The organism is Bacillus sp. LK2 (assembly GCF_001043575.1).
Lineage (GTDB): Bacteria > Bacillota > Bacilli > Bacillales > Bacillaceae_G > Bacillus_A > Bacillus_A paramycoides.
Genome location: NZ_LDUK01000001.1, coordinates 1 through 19,730, shown reverse-complemented (window position 1 = coordinate 19,730; position 19,730 = coordinate 1). Strand labels below are relative to the sequence as shown.

Here is a 19,730-nt window from a genome sequence, read left to right as displayed (position 1 = left end):
CAAAATATCAAACAGTGATTTGGAACTTTGTTATACAGGGCGTCAAAAAGTTTGATATAGAGAAGTAGCTATGTTAGTATATGATATTTAGTGAGAAAATAATAAAGTGATATAGCTATAAAAATAATGAAAGTGAATTACATAATAGTAACGGGATAATTTTACCGTTGTCGACCTATAGAAGATGCGATAAAATAAACTATTGCAGAGAGGTGAAATACATGGATGAACAATTAGCAAATACAATTTTGGATCAGCTGAAAAGTGGTGAAATAAAGGAGTATATTGCAACGAAAGATGTATTTTATACGTTCAGGGAAGTTGTTGTAAATCGAGAAGATTTTAAACATATTATTGGGAACGCACAGCGTGGTGGACAGGTGATTTATACATATTCAGAAACGCCACGTTCGTAAATAGAAGATAAGGGAGAGGAGAATTATGGGCGATTTTAAACAAGGCATATTACCACATTGGGATTATATGTGGAAAGATAGAGCTGGGAATAGATTTATGGGAATGGTTATGTATCCAGAGAAACGAAAGTGTTCAGCGAAAATGCTTCAGAAAATAAAACGGGCATATGAGCAAGCGGCAGAGATTAAAGTAACTGTACAAGTTCAGCGTACATACCAGTACGTAGAAGGAATGATCGTATACTTTGATGAAGAAGCTCCTGTATGTACGTTACTTGATAAAGATGAGAATCCCCATCATATATTTGTGAAAGATATTTTGCGTATTGAACATTGTGAATAAACATATAAAATTTTTTCATAAATAAATTGAAGCTCCATAATAATAATCCTTTTCTATAATAGTTATCTTTTAGTATGTAACGAGGAATAAGAGTATATGTATAATATTTAATAAAGTAAATTGGATAAATGTAATCGTTTTTTGGAACAGATTATCGTTTAAAGTCTGTTCTTTTTTGCGTGATGCTGGAGAAATATATTCCTCCAGCATTTACCGTTTTATGACAAAAAATATTGTTAACTTTTTTTAAAATAAGGTTAAATCCGTTGACAACTTTTTCGAAAAGCACTTTATTGACATGAGTTTTAGAATGTTGTTTCATAGTCATTGTATTGAAAAAAATCGGCGGTCATGTCGAAAAGTAAAAGTTAAAAAAAGAAAGAATTTATACATATATCTTGTGTCTTATTTTGAAACGTAATACAATATATAGAGAAATCAAGAAACGACATACAGAGAATATAGATTGGAGAGGGAGGGTCGGAAATGTTAGTTGCATATGATTCTATGACAGGAAACGTGAAGCGTTTCATCCACAAATTAAATATGCCGGCCGTTCAAATTGATGAAGATCTAGTACTAGATGAAGAATTTATTCTTATTACGTATACAACAGGTTTTGGCAATGTACCAGAACGTGTTTTAGACTTTTTAGAACGCAATAATGACAAATTAAAAGGCGTATCTGCAAGCGGCAATCGTAACTGGGGAGACATGTTCGGTGCAAGTGCTGACAAAATTTCTGCTAAATATGAAGTGCCTATTGTATCAAAATTTGAGTTATCTGGAACAAATAATGATGTAGAATATTTTAAAGAAAGGGTGCGGGAGATTGCGACACATTGAACTGAATAATGAAATCACGCAAATGCAGGACGGTTTTTATCAGCTTCATAAAGATAAAGAGGCATTAGAAGTCTTTATGGAAGAAGCTAGAGAGAATACCGTTCATTTTAATAGCGTGGCAGAGCGAATGGAGTATATGAAAGAACACGATTACTATTACAACGTTCTGGACGAGTATAGCTTGGAGGAAGTAGAAGAAGTATATAACATCGCTTATGGTGAAAACTTCGAGTTCCAATCTTATATGGCAGCATCTAAGTTCTACAAAGATTATGCGTTAAAAACGAATGATCAAAAACAATACTTAGAAAGCTATGAAGATCGTGTAGCAATTGTGTCATTATACTTAGGACGCGGTGAGGTTGCGAAGGCAAAACAATTCGCAAGCATGATTGTAAAACAAAACTATCAACCAGCGACACCAACCTTTTTAAATGCGGGAAGAAGCAGAAGAGGAGAAATGGTGTCTTGTTTCTTGTTAGAGATGGACGATAGCTTAAATTCAATCGGCTTTAACATTAATACTGCGATGCAGCTATCGAAAATCGGTGGGGGAGTAGCTTTAAACTTATCTAAGCTACGCGCACGTGGTGAGCAAATTAAAGGTATTGATAACGCAGCAAGTGGTGTAGTACCTGTTATGAAATTGCTTGAAGATTCGTTTTCATATGCGAATCAACTTGGCCAACGAAAAGGTGCCGGGGCTGTATACTTAAACATTTTCCATTGGGATATTATTGAATTCCTTGATACAAAAAAAATAAATGCCGATGAGAAGAGCCGTATTCAGTCTCTATCAATCGGAATTATCGTTCCAAGTAAGTTCTTTGAACTTGCTGAGAAAAACGAACCTTTCCATGTTTTCGCGCCTTATACAGTGTTTAAAGAATATGGCAAGCATTTAGATGATATTGATATTGATGAAATGTACGATGAATTAATGAGCAATCCGAAAGTGAAGAAGAAGCCGCTAGACATTAGTGCGCGTGATATGCTTATTAAAATTGCTATGATTCAACTTGAGTCTGGTTATCCATACTTAATGTTTAAATCAAATGCAAATAATCAACATCCACTGAAGGATATTGGAACTGTGAAGATGTCGAACTTGTGTTAAATATGTAGCACCTTCTAGTAGAAATGCTAGTCGAAAACTCCGTTAAACGGGGAAAGCCTCAATTTCGAGGTAACCTACCGTGCTAAATCTTATCTTAGAATGAAAATATAAAAGTTCAGAATGTATCTTATTATTTTGTATAGCAGAGTTATCGGACAACATAAAGTAATAAGAGACTTTCTGAAAGATTAAGATAAGTAAAAGCCTAACGACTATCCCTTATGGGAGTAGAGCGCAAGCGATTGGCGTTCGAAAAGCGGAGCACCTAATCAGGTAATGCTGTAGGTGATGATATAGTCTGTCCTGTATGGTGACATACAGCAGTTGCATGAGCAACGGACTGAGGAGTAGCGAACTCGGTTGAACATTCGAGACAGAAATCTTCCAGCTTCAAGAAACTTCTGAAATAAATGATTACGGTACGGATGACATTATCCGCCGCGATATTAACTGTAACTTAGGTTCATTAAATATCGTAAACGTAATGGAAAATAAAGAAATTCGTGAAGCGGTTCATGCGGGAATGGAAGCTTTAACAGCTGTTTCTGATATGACGATCATTCCGAATGCACCAACTGTGAAAAAAGCAAATGACGAGCTGCATTCAGTTGGACTTGGCGCAATGAACTTACACGGATATTTAGCGAAAAACAAAATCGCTTATGAAAGTGCAGAAGCGAAAGAGTTCGCTCGTACATTCTTTATGATGTTAAATTACTATTCTATTGAGAAAAGTATGGAGATCGCTAAAGAAAAAGGCGAAACATTTAAAGACTTTGATAAATCGGATTATGCAAAAGGCACATACTTTGCAAAATATGAAACGACAGATTATAGCCCAGTAACTGAGAAAGTTCAGCAACTATTTGAAGGAATTCATATTCCAACAAAAGAAGATTGGACAAGTTTAAAAGAGCAAGTGCAGAAGAATGGATTATATAACTCATATCGTCTTGCTATCGCTCCAACACAATCGATCAGTTACGTTCAAAATGCAACTTCAAGTGTAATGCCGATCGTTAGTCAAATCGAATCAAGAACGTATGCGAATGCGACAACATATTATCCAATGCCATATTTATCAAAAGATACGTTCTGGTACTATAAATCTTCTTATGATATGAATCAATTTAAACTAATTGATTTAATCGCTGAAGTTCAAGAACACATTGACCAAGGAATTAGTACAATTCTTTATGTTAATAGTGATATTTCAACACGTGAGTTAGCACGTTACTACATTTATGCACATAAAAAAGGCTTGAAGAGTCTGTATTATACGAGAACACGTAAATTAAGCGTGGAAGAGTGCGTAGCTTGTACTGTTTAATAAGAAAAAGTGAGACATTGTGAGCAGGGTTTTTCTGAACCCTGCTCATGCTTAGTTATCAATTTTTCATGTTTATTTAGAGAGAAGGGGCGATTTAATGCGTGCGGTAAACTGGAATAAAAAAGAAGATGATTTTAGTTTAATGTTTTGGAAGCAAAACATCGCTCAGTTTTGGACAGAAGAAGAAATCGCAGTGTCTTCTGACAAAAATACTTGGGTGCAATTATCAAAAGAAGAGCAAATTGCTTATAAGCGTGTATTAGGTGGTTTAACACTTTTAGATACGAAACAAGGTGGCGAAGGGATGCCTCTTGTACTTGTTCATCTTGAAAATTTACAAGCGAAAAGTGTATTAGCTTTCATGGGAGCTATGGAAGAAGTACATGCGAAGAGTTACAGTCATATTTTCACAACGTTAGCTACGGAAGAAGAAATTGATGATATTTTTGAATGGGTAGATAATCATCCATTACTTGAGAAAAAGGCTGGTATTATTACTAGTTACTATCGTCGTTTATTAAAGCCTGAAGTAACGAAAAAAGAGTTATACATGGCAATGGTAGCAAGTGTGTTCTTAGAAAGTTACTTATTCTATAGTGGATTCTTCTATCCACTTTACTTAGCAGGGCAAGGAAAATTGACTGCAAGTGGTGAGATTATTAACTTAATAATTCGTGACGAGTCAATTCACGGCGTATTCGTTGGTATTTTAGCACAACAAATCTTCGCGGAACTTTCTGCAGAAGAACAACAAGAAGTGCAAAAAGAAACACAAGAGTTATTAATGGAATTGTATGAAATTGAAATGGCATATACAGAAGAAATTTATACTTCTATCGGTCTTGTGGAAGATGTAAATCGTTTCGTTCGTTACAATGCGAATAAAGGACTTATGAACTTAGGACTTGAGCCGAAGTTTGAGGAAGAAGAAATTAACCCAATCGTTTTAAATGGTTTACGTACAGATACGAAAAACCATGATTTCTTCTCTGTAAAAGGAAATGGTTACGTAAAAGCAACAAACGTTGAAAAGTTATCGGATGATGACTTCGTATTCAATTTTTAATATAGTGTTATAGAAAAAGCTGTCTTTATAAAAAAGACAGCTTTTTTGTATAAGTAGTTTACATAATGTTATTATTTCGTAAAAATATTTTTATCCCATAAAAGCCCAATTTGTGAGGGATTATAATCAGTGGGAATAAAGAAAAAACACGGATTATAGTTATATTTTTTATATTTAGTGGTATGAGAGATTGAATAACTTATGTCAAAATGAATAAAAAATGAGAAGAAATGAGGCCCAATTCCACCTATACGTTCTTTTTCGTATTGAATTTTTATATTCTAGAAATTTTGGCTCGAAAATTGCATGAATATTTAAAAAAACGAAAAAAGGGGGTAATACTTGGTGTGATATATCCAGTGATTTGAAAGCGTTTCCTTTCGACTGTCAATCTTTAAATGGAAATTAGATAGAGAAAGTAGGGGGAATGATAGGTGGGAAAAGTGGTTGGTCTAAAACGTTCATTAGGGCTTTGGTCAATTGTTATGCTAGGGGTCGGGTATATGACACCGATGGTTGGATTTGATACATTTGGGATCGTTTCTGAAAAAACGGGTGGGCATGTTCCAGGAGCTTATCTGATTGCATTAGCAGGGATGTTGTTTACCGCTGCAAGCTACGGCAAAATGGTAAAGGTTTTTCCTACCGCAGGATCTGCTTATACGTATACACAGAAGACAATTAGTGCAAAGCTTGGATTTCTTGTTGGATGGTCAGCATTATTGGATTATTTATTTCTACCGATGGTGAACGCACTATTAACGAGAATTTATATGTCAGCATTTTTCCCGAGTGTTCCTAATTGGATATGGGTCATTGGCTTTGTTCTACTGATTACATTAATAAATATGATTAGCGTAAATGTTACCGCTAACTTCAATACGTTCTTAGTAATATTTCAAGTGCTAGTAATGGCCGTGTTTGTTTTTCTAGTTATAAAAGGTTTACTAGCGGGAGAGGGAACAGGAGAAGTTTTTTCCATTCAGCCGTTTTTTCAATCAGATATACAAATATCACCGTTAGTTGCAGGTGCGACAATTCTTTGTTTTTCATTTTTAGGTTTTGATGCAGTAACTACATTTGCAGAAGAGACACCAAACGCGAAGAAGACAATTCCTCGAGCTATTTTTCTTACTGCTTTAATCGGTGGGATTTTATTCATTACTACTACGTATTTTACACAATCTTTTTTTCCGGATACATCTGTATTTAAAAATCAAGAATCAGCATCTCCAGAAATTGCGTTATATGTTGGTGGAAAACTATTTCAAGCTTTCTTTTTAGTAGGGACGCTTATGGGTACACTTGCGTCCGGTTTAGCTTCTCATACAAGTGTATCCAGATTATTGTACGTAATGGGGCGAGATAATGTAATTCCGAAGAAAATATTCGGATACATTCATCCTCGCTGGCGAACTCCAGTATATAATATTATTTTGGTAGGAGTTATTTCGCTCTCCGCTATATTCATTGATTTAGAAACGGCAGCATCTCTTATTAACTTTGGGGCGCTTATTGCATTTACATTTGTTAATTTATCTGTAATTTCCTACTATATCATTAAGAAAAAAAGATATAAAACGATAAAAGACTGTTTAAATTTCTTAGTTATGCCTATTTTAGGTGCTGGTACTGTAGCAGTACTATGGTTTAACCTCAATATTCATTCACTTATTCTGGGACTTTGCTGGGCTGCTATTGGGATTGGGTACCTTCTATATATTACAAATATGTTCCGTTCAGCTCCTCCGCAAATGCATTTTGAAGAAGTACAGGAAATATAAAAAGCAATATTGCATAAGTCATTCAAAGATTCATAAGTAGGGGGATGACACGATATGATTAACATAGTATTTTCACTTGGCACGATTATTGCTTTGTACAATTAGTAAAAATATAAAGCGGGGTGTTATTGTGCCAATTCAATCAGAAAAACAAACAAATACAGTTGAGCTTGAAAATCCTTTAGAGGAATTTCAAGCTATATTAAAAGAGGCGCTTCATTTTTTACGCTATCCAGACGAAGTATTCGAATTTCTGAAAAAACCGATGCGCTTTTTAGAAGTAAGCATTCCTGTTCGAATGGATGATGGAACAACAAAGGTATTTCAAGGGTATCGCGCTCAGCATAACGACGCAGCAGGGCCAACAAAAGGCGGTATTAGATTCCATCCAGATGTTACGGCAGAAGAAGTAAAAGCGCTTGCCGGCTGGATGAGCCTAAAATGTGGAGTGACAGGACTGCCATATGGAGGTGCAAAGGGCGGGATTATTTGTAATCCGCAGGAGCTGAGTTTTAGAGAGCTAGAGTTACTGAGTCGTGGGTATGTAAGAGCAGTAAGTCAAATTGTAGGACCGACGAAAGATATTCCAGCCCCTGATATGTACACAAATGCACAAATTATGGCTTGGATGCTAGATGAATATGATCATATAAGGGAGTTTGACTCTCCGGGCTTTATTACCGGGAAACCGTTAATGTTAGGAGGATCACAGGGCCGGGAAACAGCAACTTCTAAAGGTGTATTGTATACGCTTCAGTTAGTAAGTGAGTTAAAACAAATTCCGCTGCAAAATATGCGGGTTATTATTCAAGGATTTGGGAATGTTGGAGGGTATTTGGCGAAATATTTATATGATATTGGTGTGAAAGTAGTTGGGGTATCAGATGCTATAGGAGGAATTTATAATCCAGACGGTCTCGATGTTCCTTATTTACTAGAAAACAGAGATTCTTTTGGTGTAGTATCGAATCTCTTTAGTAAAACAATTTCTAATCAGGAGTTGTTAGAAAAAGAATGTGACGTACTCATTCCAGCGGCAATTGGGGGAGTGATTACGAAACATAATGCAGGAAGGCTTGGATGTAAGATTATCATTGAGGCTGCAAATGGTCCAACAACAAAAGAAGCGATAACCATGTTAGAAGAAAAGGGAATTTTGGTTGTTCCAGATATTTTAGCAAACTCTGGTGGCGTTATTGTTTCTTATTTCGAATGGTGTCAAAATAACCAAGGATATTACTGGACAGAGCAATATGTTGATCAATGTTTAAAGGAAAAAATCACCTCTAGTTTTTCTAGCGTACTTGACACTTCTAAACGCTATGGAGTAAATATGAAAATTGCTGCTTACATTGAAGGGGTTCGCAAGATTGTAGAAGTATCTCGCCTAAGAGGTTGGTTGCATTTTTAACCCAAAGGAGGGCTCAAATGAAACTGGATATTTTATTAGAAGAAGTGGAGAGACAACAAATCGGTTATTATTGTATTTTGTCGAATAGTCATCGTTATGATATAGCTGTTACGTATTCACAACAGTTTCTTGGAAAAGCAATGGTTACCTCTATTCAAAATGGGAGAATGATTTTATTAAGTCAAGAAGATATTGGAGAGGAACAATATTGGGCACCAAGGCTAGGAATTGAGGTAGAAGATATAGAAGAGTTTCAAAGCTTTTTCCATATGATTCTTCAGTCACAAAGGTTAGAAGAACAATATTAATAGAATAAAAGAAAGGGATGATTGATTATGTACTATGATATTATTACGAGCCCATGCTATGGAACAATTGAAAAAGTGTCTATTGATAAGGATTCTCGAGTTTATGAATGGGAGCCATTATTTTCTATTAAAGATATGAACGGTAAACTGGAAGTAATTAAGATGGGATGTAGTGGAGAAGTTCAATCTTTAGAAGTAGAGGCAGGAGATAAAGTAATTCCAGGTATGGTATTAGCTTATATTCAAGAAGACCTTTTCGTTAGTGGTAGTGATTAATGATAGAACAATGAGGAAGATGGAAGCGTTCATCTTCCTTTTTTTATTAAACAAAGGAAGAAATGTTTTATTTTCAGATTAATTAAAAAAATATGCATTTAATGATACAATACAAGTTAATTAGTTCAAAGGAGGAATAGCAGAATGTTTTCCATTGCTCATAAAAAAATTAGACCTATTGTTTCTCTACCTATCGATCAATCTGAAAAGGAATGGAATATAGATGTTGAAAATATAAAAGAATCTTTTCTATTTTTAAAAAGAGGAGAGAAATTATTTGCATACGTTCATGTTAAGGATCTGCTATCAAACAGTAAGGGATTAACTTCCAAGGCATTGCTTTCAAATGCTGTTTCGCTAGATACAATATGTCATCTTAGTAAAGATATTTCTTTAACAGCTCTTTTTCAAATTATTGGAGCGCCGATTGCCATAGTGAAAAATGAAATGGATGAGTTAACAGGATATATAAGAAGAGAGGATGTTTTTGCAGAACTATTTAAACAAGAAAATCAGAGTGTTGATATACTGAAAATTATTTTAACGTCTATTCCAATGGGGATTTTTGTAGTAGATCGTGAAAAAAGAATTGTAAATTGCAATGAATCTGGTTTGAAGATGATTAAATCGACGCCTGAAAAAGTTATGAATGTATCAGCAGAACAGATTTTTAATGAAGAACATATTAATAACGTATTTGCAACGGGAAAAACGATTTTGAATCAATTACAAATCACAAATGAGATGGGCGTATTAGTTGACTATAGTCCTATTCCAAACTTTGATCAAAGTATCGAAGGAATGGTTATTATTGTACAAGATTTGCCGATGGTTGAGGACATGGCGATGGAAATTGAATATATAAAGGATTTAAATAAAGATTTACATGCAATCTTGTCTAGTATTTATGATGAAATATTAGTTGTTAATCATAAAGGAGAATTAATTCGTTACAGTGAAACCGTTATCAATGATTTTTGGGGGAGTAATTTGAAAGATCTTTTAGGAAAAAATCTTTTAGACTTAGAGAAGAAAGGATTATTTAGTCCATCTGTTACGCGATTAGTATTGGAACAACAAAAAAAGGTATCAGTTGTACAAGAAACAAAAAGCGGAAGAAAAATATTAGCAGTTGGAAATCCTGTATTTAATGAAAGCGGAGAGCTTCATAGAATTATTATTGCCTCAAGGGATATTACCGAAGCAACGAGATTGAAGACGGAATTACATGAAATAAAGAAGATATCAGAGCAATATAAGAAGGAGTTAGATGACTTTAAAAATAAAGATCGTTTTCTTAAGAAGCTTATTTACTGTAGTCCGAAAATGGAACAAATTATTAACCAAGCTAAAAAAATAGCAGATTTTTCTTCCAATGTTCTTATTTCTGGAGAATCGGGCGTCGGGAAGGAAGTAATTGCCCAAGCAATTCATCAACTTGGAAAACGATCTGCAAAGCCATTTTTAAAATTAAATTGTGGTGCAATTCCAGAAACTTTGTTAGAAAGTGAACTATTTGGTTATACGAAAGGTGCTTTTACAGGAGCAGATAAAAATGGGAAAGAAGGATATTTTAAGCGAGCTGATCAAGGTATTTTATTTTTAGATGAAATTGGAGAAATGCCCTTACATTTGCAAGTGAAATTGCTTAGAGTTCTGCAGGAACAAGAAGTAATTCCTATTGGAAGTACAATACCCACGAAAATAAATGTACAAATTATTGCCGCTACAAATAAGAGTCTTGAAAAAATGGTAGAGGCAGGAACGTTCCGTGAAGATTTATTTTATCGCTTAAATGTAATTCCATTGCAAGTTCCTCCTCTACGAGAGCGAATGGAAGATGTTCCGGTACTTGCCTTTCATTTCTTGCAACAGTTAAATGAAAAATATAATAAAAATTATCATTTAACTCCGGATGCGCTTAACTTACTAGAGTTTTACTCATGGCCAGGAAATGTACGTGAATTACAAAATATGATTGAACGTTTAGTAGTATCAGCAGACGATCCAGTAATTGAAGCGGAGTTTGTTAGTAAGTTTTTAACACCTGGTTATGACTTTAAAAAATCAAAACCAGTTATTACAAGAGTATTACCATTACAAGAAGCACTACATTCTGTAGAAGAACAATTGATTTTACTTGCAATGAAGCAGTATAAAACAACGACTAAGGCTGCAAAAGCCCTTGGAATCAGCCAATCTTCAGTGAGTCGTAAATATCAAAAAATTGTTAGCGAAAAAGGGATGGAGGCTGATATAATCTCTTATTCCTAAAAAAGGAGAAGGTCATATAGACTTCTCCTTTTTGGTAATTTGTAGAGTAATTTTGATATTTGCGGGTAGTAGGAATATCATTTCAAGTTTTAGCAAAATTAAAGATGATAGCGGAAATGATTAATGTTCCGTTTTATGCAAAATGGAATAACGCATGCGAAAATGCATAAATTTTTTGTTGATTTTAAGAAAATAGTCAGTCTGTGTATGATTTTGGTGCACTTTATATATTGGCATGAAAATTGCTTGTAAATATATAAACGATCGATAAAGGGGGATTCAATACAGTGCTAGATTTAAAAATGTATGTAAACGGTGAATGGAGAGAGTCTAGTAATCAAGAAAAAAGAACGATTATTAACCCTGCGAATGGCAAGGGTATAGCATATGCACCTGAGGGAACAATTGAGGATGCAAAATACGCGATCGAAGTGGCAAGAGCGACTTTTGATAGCGGAATTTGGTCAGAAACATCCGCTGCTGAAAGGGCATCATATTTATTTAAAATAGCAGATGAAGTTGATAGAAATATGGAAGAATTAGCGTATCTTGAAACAATGGATAATGGAAAAACATACCGTGAGGCAGAAGGAGATATTGGAGATGCAGCGGCTTGTTTTCGCTATTACGCCGGCTTGATTACAAAGCCAGATGGGCAAACATATCATGTAGCCGATCCGATACAAGCGATGGTTGTAAGAGAGCCAGTTGGTGTTTGTGGATTAATTGTTCCATGGAATTATCCGCTATTGATGAGTGTATGGAAAATTGCACCTGCTTTAGCAGCTGGAAATACAATTGTGTTTAAACCTTCTGAAGTGACACCAATTACTGCAACAAAGCTATTCGAAATTCTTGAAAAAGTAGGGCTACCAAAAGGTGTTGCCAATATGGTAATGGGGGCAGGTCCGATAGTAGGAAATGAAATTGCAGCGAGTCATAAGGTGGATATGATTTCCTTTACGGGTGGAACAAAAACAGGTAAACACATTATGAGAACAGCGGCAGATAATATGAAAAAGATTTCGTTAGAACTTGGAGGGAAATCCCCCAATATTATTTTTGCAGATGCAGATTTTGAGACTGCTATTGATTATGCTTTGTTTGGTATTTATGCAGGTAGCGGACAAGTATGTTCAGCAGGATCAAGAATCCTCGTGGAAGAAAATATTTACGATAAATTTGTTAATAGTTTTGTAGAGCGAGCACAGCAAATTAACGTTGGACCTGGTGATAATCCAGAATCAGAAATGGGTCCACTTGTAAGTCAAGAACATATGGAAAAAGTATTAAGCTACATTGAAATTGGGAAAGACGAAGGCGCAGACATTGCTTGCGGTGGTAGACGGATAACAGAGGATGGAAAAGGCGATGGTTTCTTTATTGAACCAACGGTCTTTGTCAATGTAAAACCGGAGATGCGCATTGTACAAGAAGAAATTTTCGGTCCTGTTGTAGTAATTCAAAAGTTTAAAGGTGAACAGGAAGCAATTGAGTTGGCAAATGGTACAGATTATGGCTTGGCTGGAGGAGTATTTACAGTTGATGGTGCAAAAGCAATGCGCGTGATTCGTAAACTTCGCGCAGGAATTACGTGGATTAATAGTTATCATCCAACATACAATGAGGCACCTTGGGGTGGATATAAGCAAAGTGGTATTGGGCGTAGCTTAGGAACGTTTGGTTTAGAAGAATTCCAAGAAATTAAACAGATTAATATAAATCTAGAAGTAGAACCTATTGGCTGGTTTGCAAATAAAAAAAATGTAGGGGTGAATTAGATGGAAACGAACGTGAAAAATAAATTGAATGAACAAGATGTAAAAGATTCAAATGTAAATGAGTATATTACGAAAGTACTACAGTTAATTGAAAAAGAAAAAGTCTCGGAAGAAGAGGCGAATTGGATTCAAAAAGAAACAGTAGATGGATTTAGAGAGCATGTAAATCCTGGTTTTCTTGCTTATAGAAAAACAGTAACAAAAGATGGACAATTTGCAGCAGTAGAATGGTCTGATGAAGGATCTTGTTTTATGGATATTAATGGTAAAAAGTATATCGACTGTTTAGGTGGATTCGGAATTTACAATGTTGGTCATCGTAATCCGAAAGTAGTAAAAGCTGTGACAGATCAATTAAAACGCCAAGCATTGCACAGTCAGGATTTATTAGATCCGCTTCGAGCAATTCTTGCAAAGATTTTAGCGGACATTACACCTGGTGATTTGAAATACGCCTTCTTTACAAACAGTGGTACAGAAAGTGTGGAGGCAGCGTTAAAACTAGCAAAAATGTATAGTGAAAGAACAACTTTCATTTCTACAACTCGTGCCTTCCATGGTAAGAGTCTTGGTGCCCTATCTGGAACGGCAAAAGGAATGTTCCGTAAGCCATTCTTACCATTAATTCCTGGTTTCCGCCACGTTCCATTTGGCGATATTGATATGATGAGAAAAACATTTGAGACATGTGCATTAGTGGGAGAAGATGTTGCAGCAGTTATTTTAGAACCAATTCAAGGAGAGGGCGGTATTATTTTACCTCCAGAAAATTATTTGAAACAAGTGCGAGAGCTTTGTGATGAGTTTGGATCACTCCTTATTTTTGATGAAGTGCAAACTGGAATGGGACGTACTGGAAAAATGTTTGCTGCAGAATTATATGATGTTGTGCCGGATATTATTTGTCTTGCGAAGGCGTTTGGTGGGGGTGTAATGCCTGCAGGAGCTATCGTTGCGAAAGAGAAAGTATTCCAAAGTTGGTTTGAAAATCCATTTATGCATACAACGACATTTGGAGGAAATCCTCTTGCATGTGCTGCTGCAATTGCAACAATCCATGTATTATTAGAAGAGAAATTACCAGAACGAGCTGCGGAAGTTGGGGAGTATTTCTTAAAAGGATTGAAACAGGCAGCAGAAGGGCACGAAGATAAAATCTTTGAAATCCGTGGTCAAGGTTTAATGATTGGTATTGAATTCCATAAAGACGAGATTGGTTATGAAGTGTCAAAGGCGATGTTTGATCAAGGTATTCTTGTTGCCGGAACATTAATTAACTCAAAAACAATTCGTATTGAACCATCTCTAACAATTAGTTATGAAGAAGTAGATACAGTTATTAATACGTTTAAATCTGTGCTAACTCAAGTGAAAGTAAAATAATTTTCGCATAAGGTTATATGTGAATTCAAACGAGTGAAACTATCATTGAATAGATTTACTGATATTTTATTAAAGGAAGGCAGTGTAACGAAAGTTACACTGCCTTTTTATTACAAATTATATTGTAAGTATTTACATATAATTTGTCTTAGTGTACTATTTAACTAATACACTAAGACAGGAGGGAAGAAATGAAAATAGAGTTTTCTCCAAATACACCAATTTACATTCAAGTAATGGAATACATAAAAAAGGAAATTGTAACAGGACATTTATTGCCTGGTGATAAAATTTCCTCCGTACGTGAATTAGCGAGTGAATTACAAGTGAATCCGAATACGATTCAGCGTACATTTCAAGAGCTGGAACGGGATGGGGTTGTTGTTACACGTAGAGGAATGGGACGATATGTAACGAATGAAGGGGAGAAAATTATGGAGCTGCGCAAAGACATGGCGAAAGAATTGCTTCATTCCTTTATAGATGGAATGGACAATTTAGGTTTTTCAGAAGAAGAAATTCTTTCGATTCTTCGTTCTTCATTAAGTGAGAAAAGGGAGGAGAGCGAATGACAGAGCTATTAAAAATAGAAGACTTATGGAAGAAATATGGATTGAAAGCAGTAATCCGTGAGTTAAACATAGAGATTACAGAAGGGAAAATTATTGGGCTCGTTGGAGATAACGGGAGCGGGAAAACGACGTTATTGAAAATGATTGCGGGCTTACAACATCCTTCTGAAGGTAGCATTACCATTAACGGTAAAAAAGTGGGGTTAGAGACGAAAAAAATCGTTTCATTTTTGCCAGATAAGCCGATATTTGAAGAATGATGACTGTAAAAGATGCTTTATTTTTCTATCGGGATTTTTATAAAGAATTTGATATTCAAAAAGCGGTAGATACGATAGTTGAATTTAAAATACCGCTAGAAGAAAGAATTACAGCATTATCAAAAGGAATAATTGAGAAGCTGCAAATTATATTAACATTTTCACGAAAAGCTAAGTTGTATGTTCTAGACGAGCCACTCGGTGGTATAGATCTTGTTTCTAGAGAACATGTATTGGAACTTATCCTTAAATTTTACAGAGAAGATTGCACGATGCTTATCTCAACTCATTTAATAGAAGAAATCGAGAATATATTCGATGAAGTGATTTTTTTGAAAGATGGAGAAATGATTTTGTATGAAAATGTAGAAGAGCTACGATTTCAAAGGGGTAAGGCGGTACATGAGCTGTTTAAGGAGGTCTATGAGAAATGAGTCAGCTTTTTCGTTATCTGTATAATTGTAATAAGAGAAAAATAGCCATTATTTACTTTGGATTTATTACAGCTTCATTAATTCTTTTATTTAATATGAAGGGAATTTCAGGGGTTAGAATTTCAGAGAGGCAGGATATAATAATTATTATATTTTTGATCGTACTAAGTATAACTGGATTTGCAATTCTTCTAACAGGTATATCGTCTTTTCGGAAAATGCTAAAAAACTCTATGCTTCGTTATACTTCTATTTCAGCACAAAAGTATATATGTGCAAATATTTTATTTTTTGTACTACTCTTTATGATTTTGCTAGGAATAGGAATCATTTTTCTATATTATTTTTCTTTAAATATTTACAAAGGAAAAACAGATTTAGGTGTCCAGCAAGAAATACACAGTTTATATGATTATGGAATATTACAGCATACGATATCTATTTTCTTATGGGGACTAGATTTTGTTAATATGCTAGTTTCTATTTATTTGATTATGGTAATTGTAAAACTGTTCAAAATGAAATCATCAATGAGTAAGATCGTTTGCGTAGTTTTATTCATCGTTTTTGCCGCATTTAATTTGGAAATGATGTCTATCTTTCAGCAAGTAGAAAGGCATGTGTTTGCTATAAATAATATTGGATTTATAGATCAAAACGGCTTTTTAAATACATCATTTTATTCTGGTACAGAGATTACAGTTTTAAATCTATGTTTTAATTGTTTATTAACAATTGTATTAATAGTAGTTACAGGTCGCATCATCGACAAAAAGCTAGAAGTTTAAAGGGGGAATCATCCAAGACGCAATTTATATGGTGCTAATGATGTTTGCGAAAGGTGTAGCGAAATTTGTGGTATTTTTCCATTTGAATTTAAGTGTTTACGACAGCAATAAATTAGTAAGCGTTGGAATAGAACCGCCATTTACAGAATTTACATTTACAACTTCATTATTACTTGTGGTTGCATACTTTGCTGTATTACTTGTAGCATCAACTGTATTATTCCAAAAACGTGACGTATTATAATATAAAAATCCCCATGTTAACGGGGATTTTTATTAACCAGCTCATTCTTTAATCCCCCAGTATTCTGTATATTTCAAGCTAGGTAAAATATCGGGTCTTTTCCAGCCTTCTTTTGGTTTATATAGTCTTTAAGTGCAGCAAATACATATTTATAATTAAAACTAAGTTGAAAAACAGCGATATGGTATATCAAATAAGGTCGTTATTATATAATTTAATAGGTATGTTGTTTGATAGTATTTGAGAAAAATAGGAAGATTTTCAACTATATTCATATTATAATTTAGTTATCCCGCCATTTGTAGGAGATGAGTGCGCATAAAACAATGATTAAAGTTTTACTTTTTACTATCTTTGGAGGTGTTCCATATGCACTATGCATTTTCACGTATAAGACTACGAAGTTTTTTTGGATGGATGATTATAGGAATGTTCCTTACGATGATTCCATTAAATTTGTCAGGAGCTTCTGACAGTACAATAGAATTCATATCACAAATATCTATATTTTTTGTATTTCCACTATTTTGGTTATACGTAAAAACAAATAACAATAATGTTGTTTTTAAAAGTTTTTTTGATAAGCCAGGACGTTTACATTGGGGGTTAATTTTATTAGCAACGATAATGGGAATGATTTTTTCAGTTGGCATATCCCATATTCAATTTTACATATTAGCACATACTTTACCTAATTTCTTAGTTAGTATGTTAGAAGATGGAATTGTAATTAATACGAGTAACATATATATGGCGATATTCAGTTTCATTTCAGCGTGCATTTTAGCACCTATTATGGAAGAAGTTATTTTTAGAGGTTTTTTCTTGCAACGAATGGCTTACAAATGGGGGATTAAACGAGCTGTTATTATATCGTCGCTTATTTTCGGTTTGGGACATTTTGATGTTATCGGTGCTTTTATGTTTGGGGTTATTATGTGTCTTCTTTACATAAAGACAAAGAACATATGGACAAATATTGCGGTACACGCTGTAAACAATCTTATTGCAACTAGTATGCAATTTATAGGCGGAGATGGAAGTGATGCAATTTCGATTAAGGAATTACAGGCACAAAGCAATTTATGGATGGGTATTATTTTAGCTATTATCGGTTTATTATGGTTAATTCCTTTTATTTGGAAAAATTGGCGTACCGTAAAAGAAGTAGGGGTGCCACCGATTCGTTTAATAAATGAGGAAAAAGTGATGAATTCACCGCAAGGAAATGAAATGTATAGCCAAGTTATACTAACAGATAGATTGATGGCGGTGGAACTGCCAGATGAAGCTGTAAACCAACTCAAGTTAGAAGAAAATGAGTATGTAACAGTAGCTGTAGAAGAAGATAAGATTATTATAAAAAAAGCAGATTATAGGCCATAAAAAAAGTAGCTCTCCGGTAAAAAAGGAGAGCTACTTTTTAATTTGTAATAATTTCTACGCGGAAATTATTTCCGTTTTTCACATATTTAATATCTGTAACGATCCGAACCGTTTTTAGAAGTTCAACTTTTTCACCAATTCGAGGGATGGTCGGAACATTGTCCCAAATACCAAGCAAATCATCTAATTGTGTTGTTTTTTCATAAAACCAGATTTTCAATGTAAGGCCCCTTTCTCGATCTTTATGTATTTTAATACATAATAAATCATTTTTATTCTTTTTGTAAGGGGTTTTTTATCTTTTTTATGAATAAAGATGAATTAATCTTCTGGGAAAATATGTTCAATATCAGGAGTAAGAGATACTTCTGATAATACGATATGAGAAACTGTTGTTGCATATGAAGAAACATCATTGATAAATTCTTCAAGTTCAACGAGTGAGGGGACAGAAATTTTAACGATGTAACATAAGCTCCCTGTTACCCGGTAACAAAAACTTGCAGATGGATAAGATTGAATAAATTGTTGCATACGTGTTGTATCACCATTCTTTAAGGTGATTTCTAAAATACAGTCTAATACAAGGCCTGCTTTTTTATAATCAATATCAATTGTATATTTTTGAATGACACCTTCATTTTCCAGCTTGCGAACACGTTCTGTAGTAGAAGGAGCGGATAAGTTTACTCGTTTCGCTAATTCACGCATGGAAAGGCGACTATCATTATATAATTCATTTAAAATTTTACGATCTACACGATCTAGTTGCATTTGTAAGTATACCTCCAGTAAAATGATGATTTTTGTAAAGAAAAGTTATAAATTAAGATTCATATGAAATGTAAAATATCATTTATTTATTTTACAATAAAAAGGAAGGAAATAGGAGGGGAAAATGATGGAGAGAATTTCATTATCAACTGTTGGAGAAACAAAGTTTCAAAGATTATTAGGGCATAATCCGGATATATTACATTCATGGAGTATGCTAGAGGATACATTAAATGAAACAGGTACTCTTTCAAAAGAATTAAAAGAACAGGTGCGAAGAACATTGGCATATGGGAATGAATGTCCGTACTGTATGGCAAAGGGCAGACCAGATGACGTGCAAAAAGTTGAAGAGATAAGTGTAGCAGTTACTTTTGCCCATACATTTGTTCATAATCGTAACGCAATAGATGATCATATGTTTCATGTATTAAAACAATATTGGACGGAAAAAGAAATTGTAGAGCTTTGTGCTTATATTTGTTTTATTACTGCTTCACAACAACTTGGCTTTTTGGCACAATTACAGTCAAATTAAGAAGGGGGGGATGTTATGCTTAATCAAGCAGCACTTATAATGTAGTGTAGTGCTATCCTAAGGGGAAGTAAAAAATTCCTCTTGGTGAATAGCACTATTTTCATACCGTAAACAGTTGTTTTCTATCTTTTAAAACACTTACAGGAAATTAGTATTTTTTTATGTCTTAGTGTAGCTTTGAAATAATACTATTAATATTGATAAATCAACTAAAGAAATTCGCGTTTTGTTGGTGCTACCCCACCGCTATCAAGTTAAGAAATACATTCTTCCCCAAAACGAAAAAAATGAACTAAATTTCTATGGACAACTATGAAAGGATGAAATTTTTGTCATGGGGATACTTCAAAATCCTAGGTTAATGGGCATGGGGCGATACCCCACATCCATCAACTTAAG

The 19,730-nt window shown here is 34.4% G+C and carries 19 protein-coding genes and 4 pseudogenes; 20 read left to right on the top strand and 3 right to left on the bottom strand.

What is annotated here, in order from left to right; translation table 11 throughout:
• The first annotated feature begins 221 nt into the window (after window positions 1–221).
• The 18 genes and pseudogenes from VK90_RS00105 to VK90_RS00025 form a co-directional block, all read left to right on the top strand.
• The gene (locus VK90_RS00105) at window positions 222–416 is read left to right on the top strand and encodes a hypothetical protein (RefSeq protein ID WP_048369473.1); all 195 of its coding nucleotides are present in this window, start codon (window positions 222–224) and stop codon (window positions 414–416) included.
• 25 nt (window positions 417–441) lie between these two features.
• The gene (locus VK90_RS00100; protein WP_002170994.1) at window positions 442–759 is read left to right on the top strand and encodes a hypothetical protein; all 318 of its coding nucleotides are present in this window, start codon (window positions 442–444) and stop codon (window positions 757–759) included.
• A 486-nt stretch (window positions 760–1,245) separates the two neighbouring features.
• Window positions 1,246–1,605: a class Ib ribonucleoside-diphosphate reductase assembly flavoprotein NrdI gene (nrdI, locus tag VK90_RS00095; protein WP_002170995.1), complete on the top strand. Its 360-nt coding sequence runs from the start codon at window positions 1,246–1,248 to the stop codon at window positions 1,603–1,605.
• A pseudogene (locus VK90_RS00090) lies at window positions 1,592–2,719 on the top strand (ribonucleotide reductase N-terminal alpha domain-containing protein); the annotation flags it as partial. The gene nrdI and the pseudogene VK90_RS00090, both read left to right, overlap by 14 nt.
• 382 nt (window positions 2,720–3,101) lie before the next feature.
• Window positions 3,102–4,052, top strand: a complete 951-nt coding sequence (locus VK90_RS00085; protein ID WP_308197275.1) for a ribonucleotide reductase — start codon at window positions 3,102–3,104, stop codon at window positions 4,050–4,052.
• 97 nt (window positions 4,053–4,149) lie between these two features.
• The gene (gene nrdF, locus VK90_RS00080; RefSeq protein ID WP_025150964.1) at window positions 4,150–5,118 is read left to right on the top strand and encodes a class 1b ribonucleoside-diphosphate reductase subunit beta; all 969 of its coding nucleotides are present in this window, start codon (window positions 4,150–4,152) and stop codon (window positions 5,116–5,118) included.
• A gap of 434 nt (window positions 5,119–5,552) precedes the next feature.
• A complete protein-coding gene (locus VK90_RS00075) occupies window positions 5,553–6,902 on the top strand; it encodes an APC family permease (RefSeq protein ID WP_048369471.1) in 1,350 nt (449 codons plus the stop codon).
• Window positions 6,903–7,032: 130 nt separating this feature from the next.
• Entirely contained in the window at window positions 7,033–8,313 is a 1,281-nt protein-coding gene (locus tag VK90_RS00070) for a Glu/Leu/Phe/Val family dehydrogenase (RefSeq protein ID WP_025150962.1), read from the top strand.
• 17 nt (window positions 8,314–8,330) lie between these two features.
• Window positions 8,331–8,621 carry an SAV0927 family protein gene (locus tag VK90_RS00065; protein WP_025150961.1) on the top strand — a complete coding sequence of 97 codons (291 nt, stop codon included), beginning with the start codon at window positions 8,331–8,333 and terminating at the stop codon, window positions 8,619–8,621.
• 27 nt (window positions 8,622–8,648) lie between these two features.
• Window positions 8,649–8,897 (top strand): hypothetical protein, encoded by a 249-nt coding sequence (locus VK90_RS00060; RefSeq protein ID WP_025150960.1) that lies wholly within the window; start codon window positions 8,649–8,651, stop codon window positions 8,895–8,897.
• A gap of 144 nt (window positions 8,898–9,041) precedes the next feature.
• Complete coding sequence (locus VK90_RS00055; protein ID WP_048369469.1) at window positions 9,042–11,171, top strand: sigma 54-interacting transcriptional regulator; 2,130 nt, start codon at window positions 9,042–9,044, stop codon at window positions 11,169–11,171.
• Between the two features lie 287 nt (window positions 11,172–11,458).
• Window positions 11,459–12,952 (top strand): aldehyde dehydrogenase family protein, encoded by a 1,494-nt coding sequence (locus tag VK90_RS00050; protein WP_048369468.1) that lies wholly within the window; start codon window positions 11,459–11,461, stop codon window positions 12,950–12,952.
• A complete protein-coding gene (locus VK90_RS00045; RefSeq protein WP_002171004.1) occupies window positions 12,953–14,335 on the top strand; it encodes a putrescine aminotransferase in 1,383 nt (460 codons plus the stop codon).
• A 191-nt stretch (window positions 14,336–14,526) separates the two neighbouring features.
• Window positions 14,527–14,907, top strand: a complete 381-nt coding sequence (locus tag VK90_RS00040) for a GntR family transcriptional regulator (protein ID WP_048369465.1) — start codon at window positions 14,527–14,529, stop codon at window positions 14,905–14,907.
• A pseudogene (locus tag VK90_RS31295) lies at window positions 14,904–15,089 on the top strand (ATP-binding cassette domain-containing protein); the annotation flags it as partial. The gene VK90_RS00040 and the pseudogene VK90_RS31295, both read left to right, overlap by 4 nt.
• Window positions 15,090–15,163: 74 nt before the next feature.
• The gene (locus VK90_RS31290; RefSeq protein WP_442853646.1) at window positions 15,164–15,601 is read left to right on the top strand and encodes a hypothetical protein; all 438 of its coding nucleotides are present in this window, start codon (window positions 15,164–15,166) and stop codon (window positions 15,599–15,601) included.
• A complete protein-coding gene (locus tag VK90_RS00030; RefSeq protein WP_048369463.1) occupies window positions 15,598–16,389 on the top strand; it encodes a hypothetical protein in 792 nt (263 codons plus the stop codon). The genes VK90_RS31290 and VK90_RS00030 overlap by 4 nt, the downstream gene beginning before the upstream one ends.
• A 10-nt stretch (window positions 16,390–16,399) precedes the next feature.
• Window positions 16,400–16,633 (top strand): annotated as a pseudogene (locus VK90_RS00025) (ABC transporter permease); the annotation flags it as partial.
• Window positions 16,634–16,715: 82 nt separating this feature from the next.
• On the opposite strand, the pseudogene VK90_RS30460 reads toward VK90_RS00025, so the two are convergent.
• Window positions 16,716–16,814, bottom strand: a pseudogene (locus tag VK90_RS30460) (hypothetical protein); the annotation flags it as partial.
• A gap of 188 nt (window positions 16,815–17,002) precedes the next feature.
• On the opposite strand from VK90_RS30460, the gene VK90_RS00020 reads away from it, so the two are divergent.
• Complete coding sequence (locus tag VK90_RS00020; RefSeq protein WP_048369460.1) at window positions 17,003–18,019, top strand: CPBP family intramembrane glutamic endopeptidase; 1,017 nt, start codon at window positions 17,003–17,005, stop codon at window positions 18,017–18,019.
• Window positions 18,020–18,056: 37 nt separating this feature from the next.
• Here VK90_RS00020 and VK90_RS00015 read toward each other — a convergent pair whose 3' ends face one another.
• Window positions 18,057–18,239, bottom strand: coding sequence for a DUF3913 family protein (locus VK90_RS00015; protein ID WP_025150950.1), 183 nt, complete (start codon window positions 18,237–18,239; stop codon window positions 18,057–18,059).
• Window positions 18,240–18,340: 101 nt separating this feature from the next.
• Window positions 18,341–18,793: an Lrp/AsnC family transcriptional regulator gene (locus VK90_RS00010; RefSeq protein ID WP_048369457.1), complete on the bottom strand. Its 453-nt coding sequence runs from the start codon at window positions 18,791–18,793 to the stop codon at window positions 18,341–18,343.
• 124 nt (window positions 18,794–18,917) lie between these two features.
• On the opposite strand from VK90_RS00010, the gene VK90_RS00005 reads away from it, so the two are divergent.
• Window positions 18,918–19,331, top strand: coding sequence for a carboxymuconolactone decarboxylase family protein (locus tag VK90_RS00005; RefSeq protein ID WP_116500451.1), 414 nt, complete (start codon window positions 18,918–18,920; stop codon window positions 19,329–19,331).
• Window positions 19,332–19,730 lie beyond the last annotated feature (399 nt).

Bases quoted from the DNA above. Each gene is read 5' to 3' on its own strand.
- VK90_RS00065 (WP_025150961.1), top strand. From the start codon at position 8,331: ATGAAACTGGATATTTTATTAGAAGAAGTGGAGAGACAACAAATCGGT.
- VK90_RS00100 (WP_002170994.1), top strand. From the start codon at position 442: ATGGGCGATTTTAAACAAGGCATATTACCACATTGGGATTATATGTGG.
- VK90_RS00045 (WP_002171004.1), top strand. From the start codon at position 12,953: ATGGAAACGAACGTGAAAAATAAATTGAATGAACAAGATGTAAAAGAT.
- nrdI (WP_002170995.1), top strand. From the start codon at position 1,246: ATGTTAGTTGCATATGATTCTATGACAGGAAACGTGAAGCGTTTCATC.
- nrdF (WP_025150964.1), top strand. From the start codon at position 4,150: ATGCGTGCGGTAAACTGGAATAAAAAAGAAGATGATTTTAGTTTAATG.
- VK90_RS00055 (WP_048369469.1), top strand. From the start codon at position 9,042: ATGTTTTCCATTGCTCATAAAAAAATTAGACCTATTGTTTCTCTACCT.
- VK90_RS00005 (WP_116500451.1), top strand. From the start codon at position 18,918: ATGATGGAGAGAATTTCATTATCAACTGTTGGAGAAACAAAGTTTCAA.
- VK90_RS00040 (WP_048369465.1), top strand. From the start codon at position 14,527: ATGAAAATAGAGTTTTCTCCAAATACACCAATTTACATTCAAGTAATG.
- VK90_RS00010 (WP_048369457.1), bottom strand. From the start codon at position 18,793: ATGCAACTAGATCGTGTAGATCGTAAAATTTTAAATGAATTATATAAT.
- VK90_RS00030 (WP_048369463.1), top strand. From the start codon at position 15,598: ATGAGTCAGCTTTTTCGTTATCTGTATAATTGTAATAAGAGAAAAATA.
- VK90_RS31290 (WP_442853646.1), top strand. From the start codon at position 15,164: ATGATGACTGTAAAAGATGCTTTATTTTTCTATCGGGATTTTTATAAA.
- VK90_RS00060 (WP_025150960.1), top strand. From the start codon at position 8,649: ATGTACTATGATATTATTACGAGCCCATGCTATGGAACAATTGAAAAA.
- VK90_RS00020 (WP_048369460.1), top strand. From the start codon at position 17,003: ATGCACTATGCATTTTCACGTATAAGACTACGAAGTTTTTTTGGATGG.
- VK90_RS00105 (WP_048369473.1), top strand. From the start codon at position 222: ATGGATGAACAATTAGCAAATACAATTTTGGATCAGCTGAAAAGTGGT.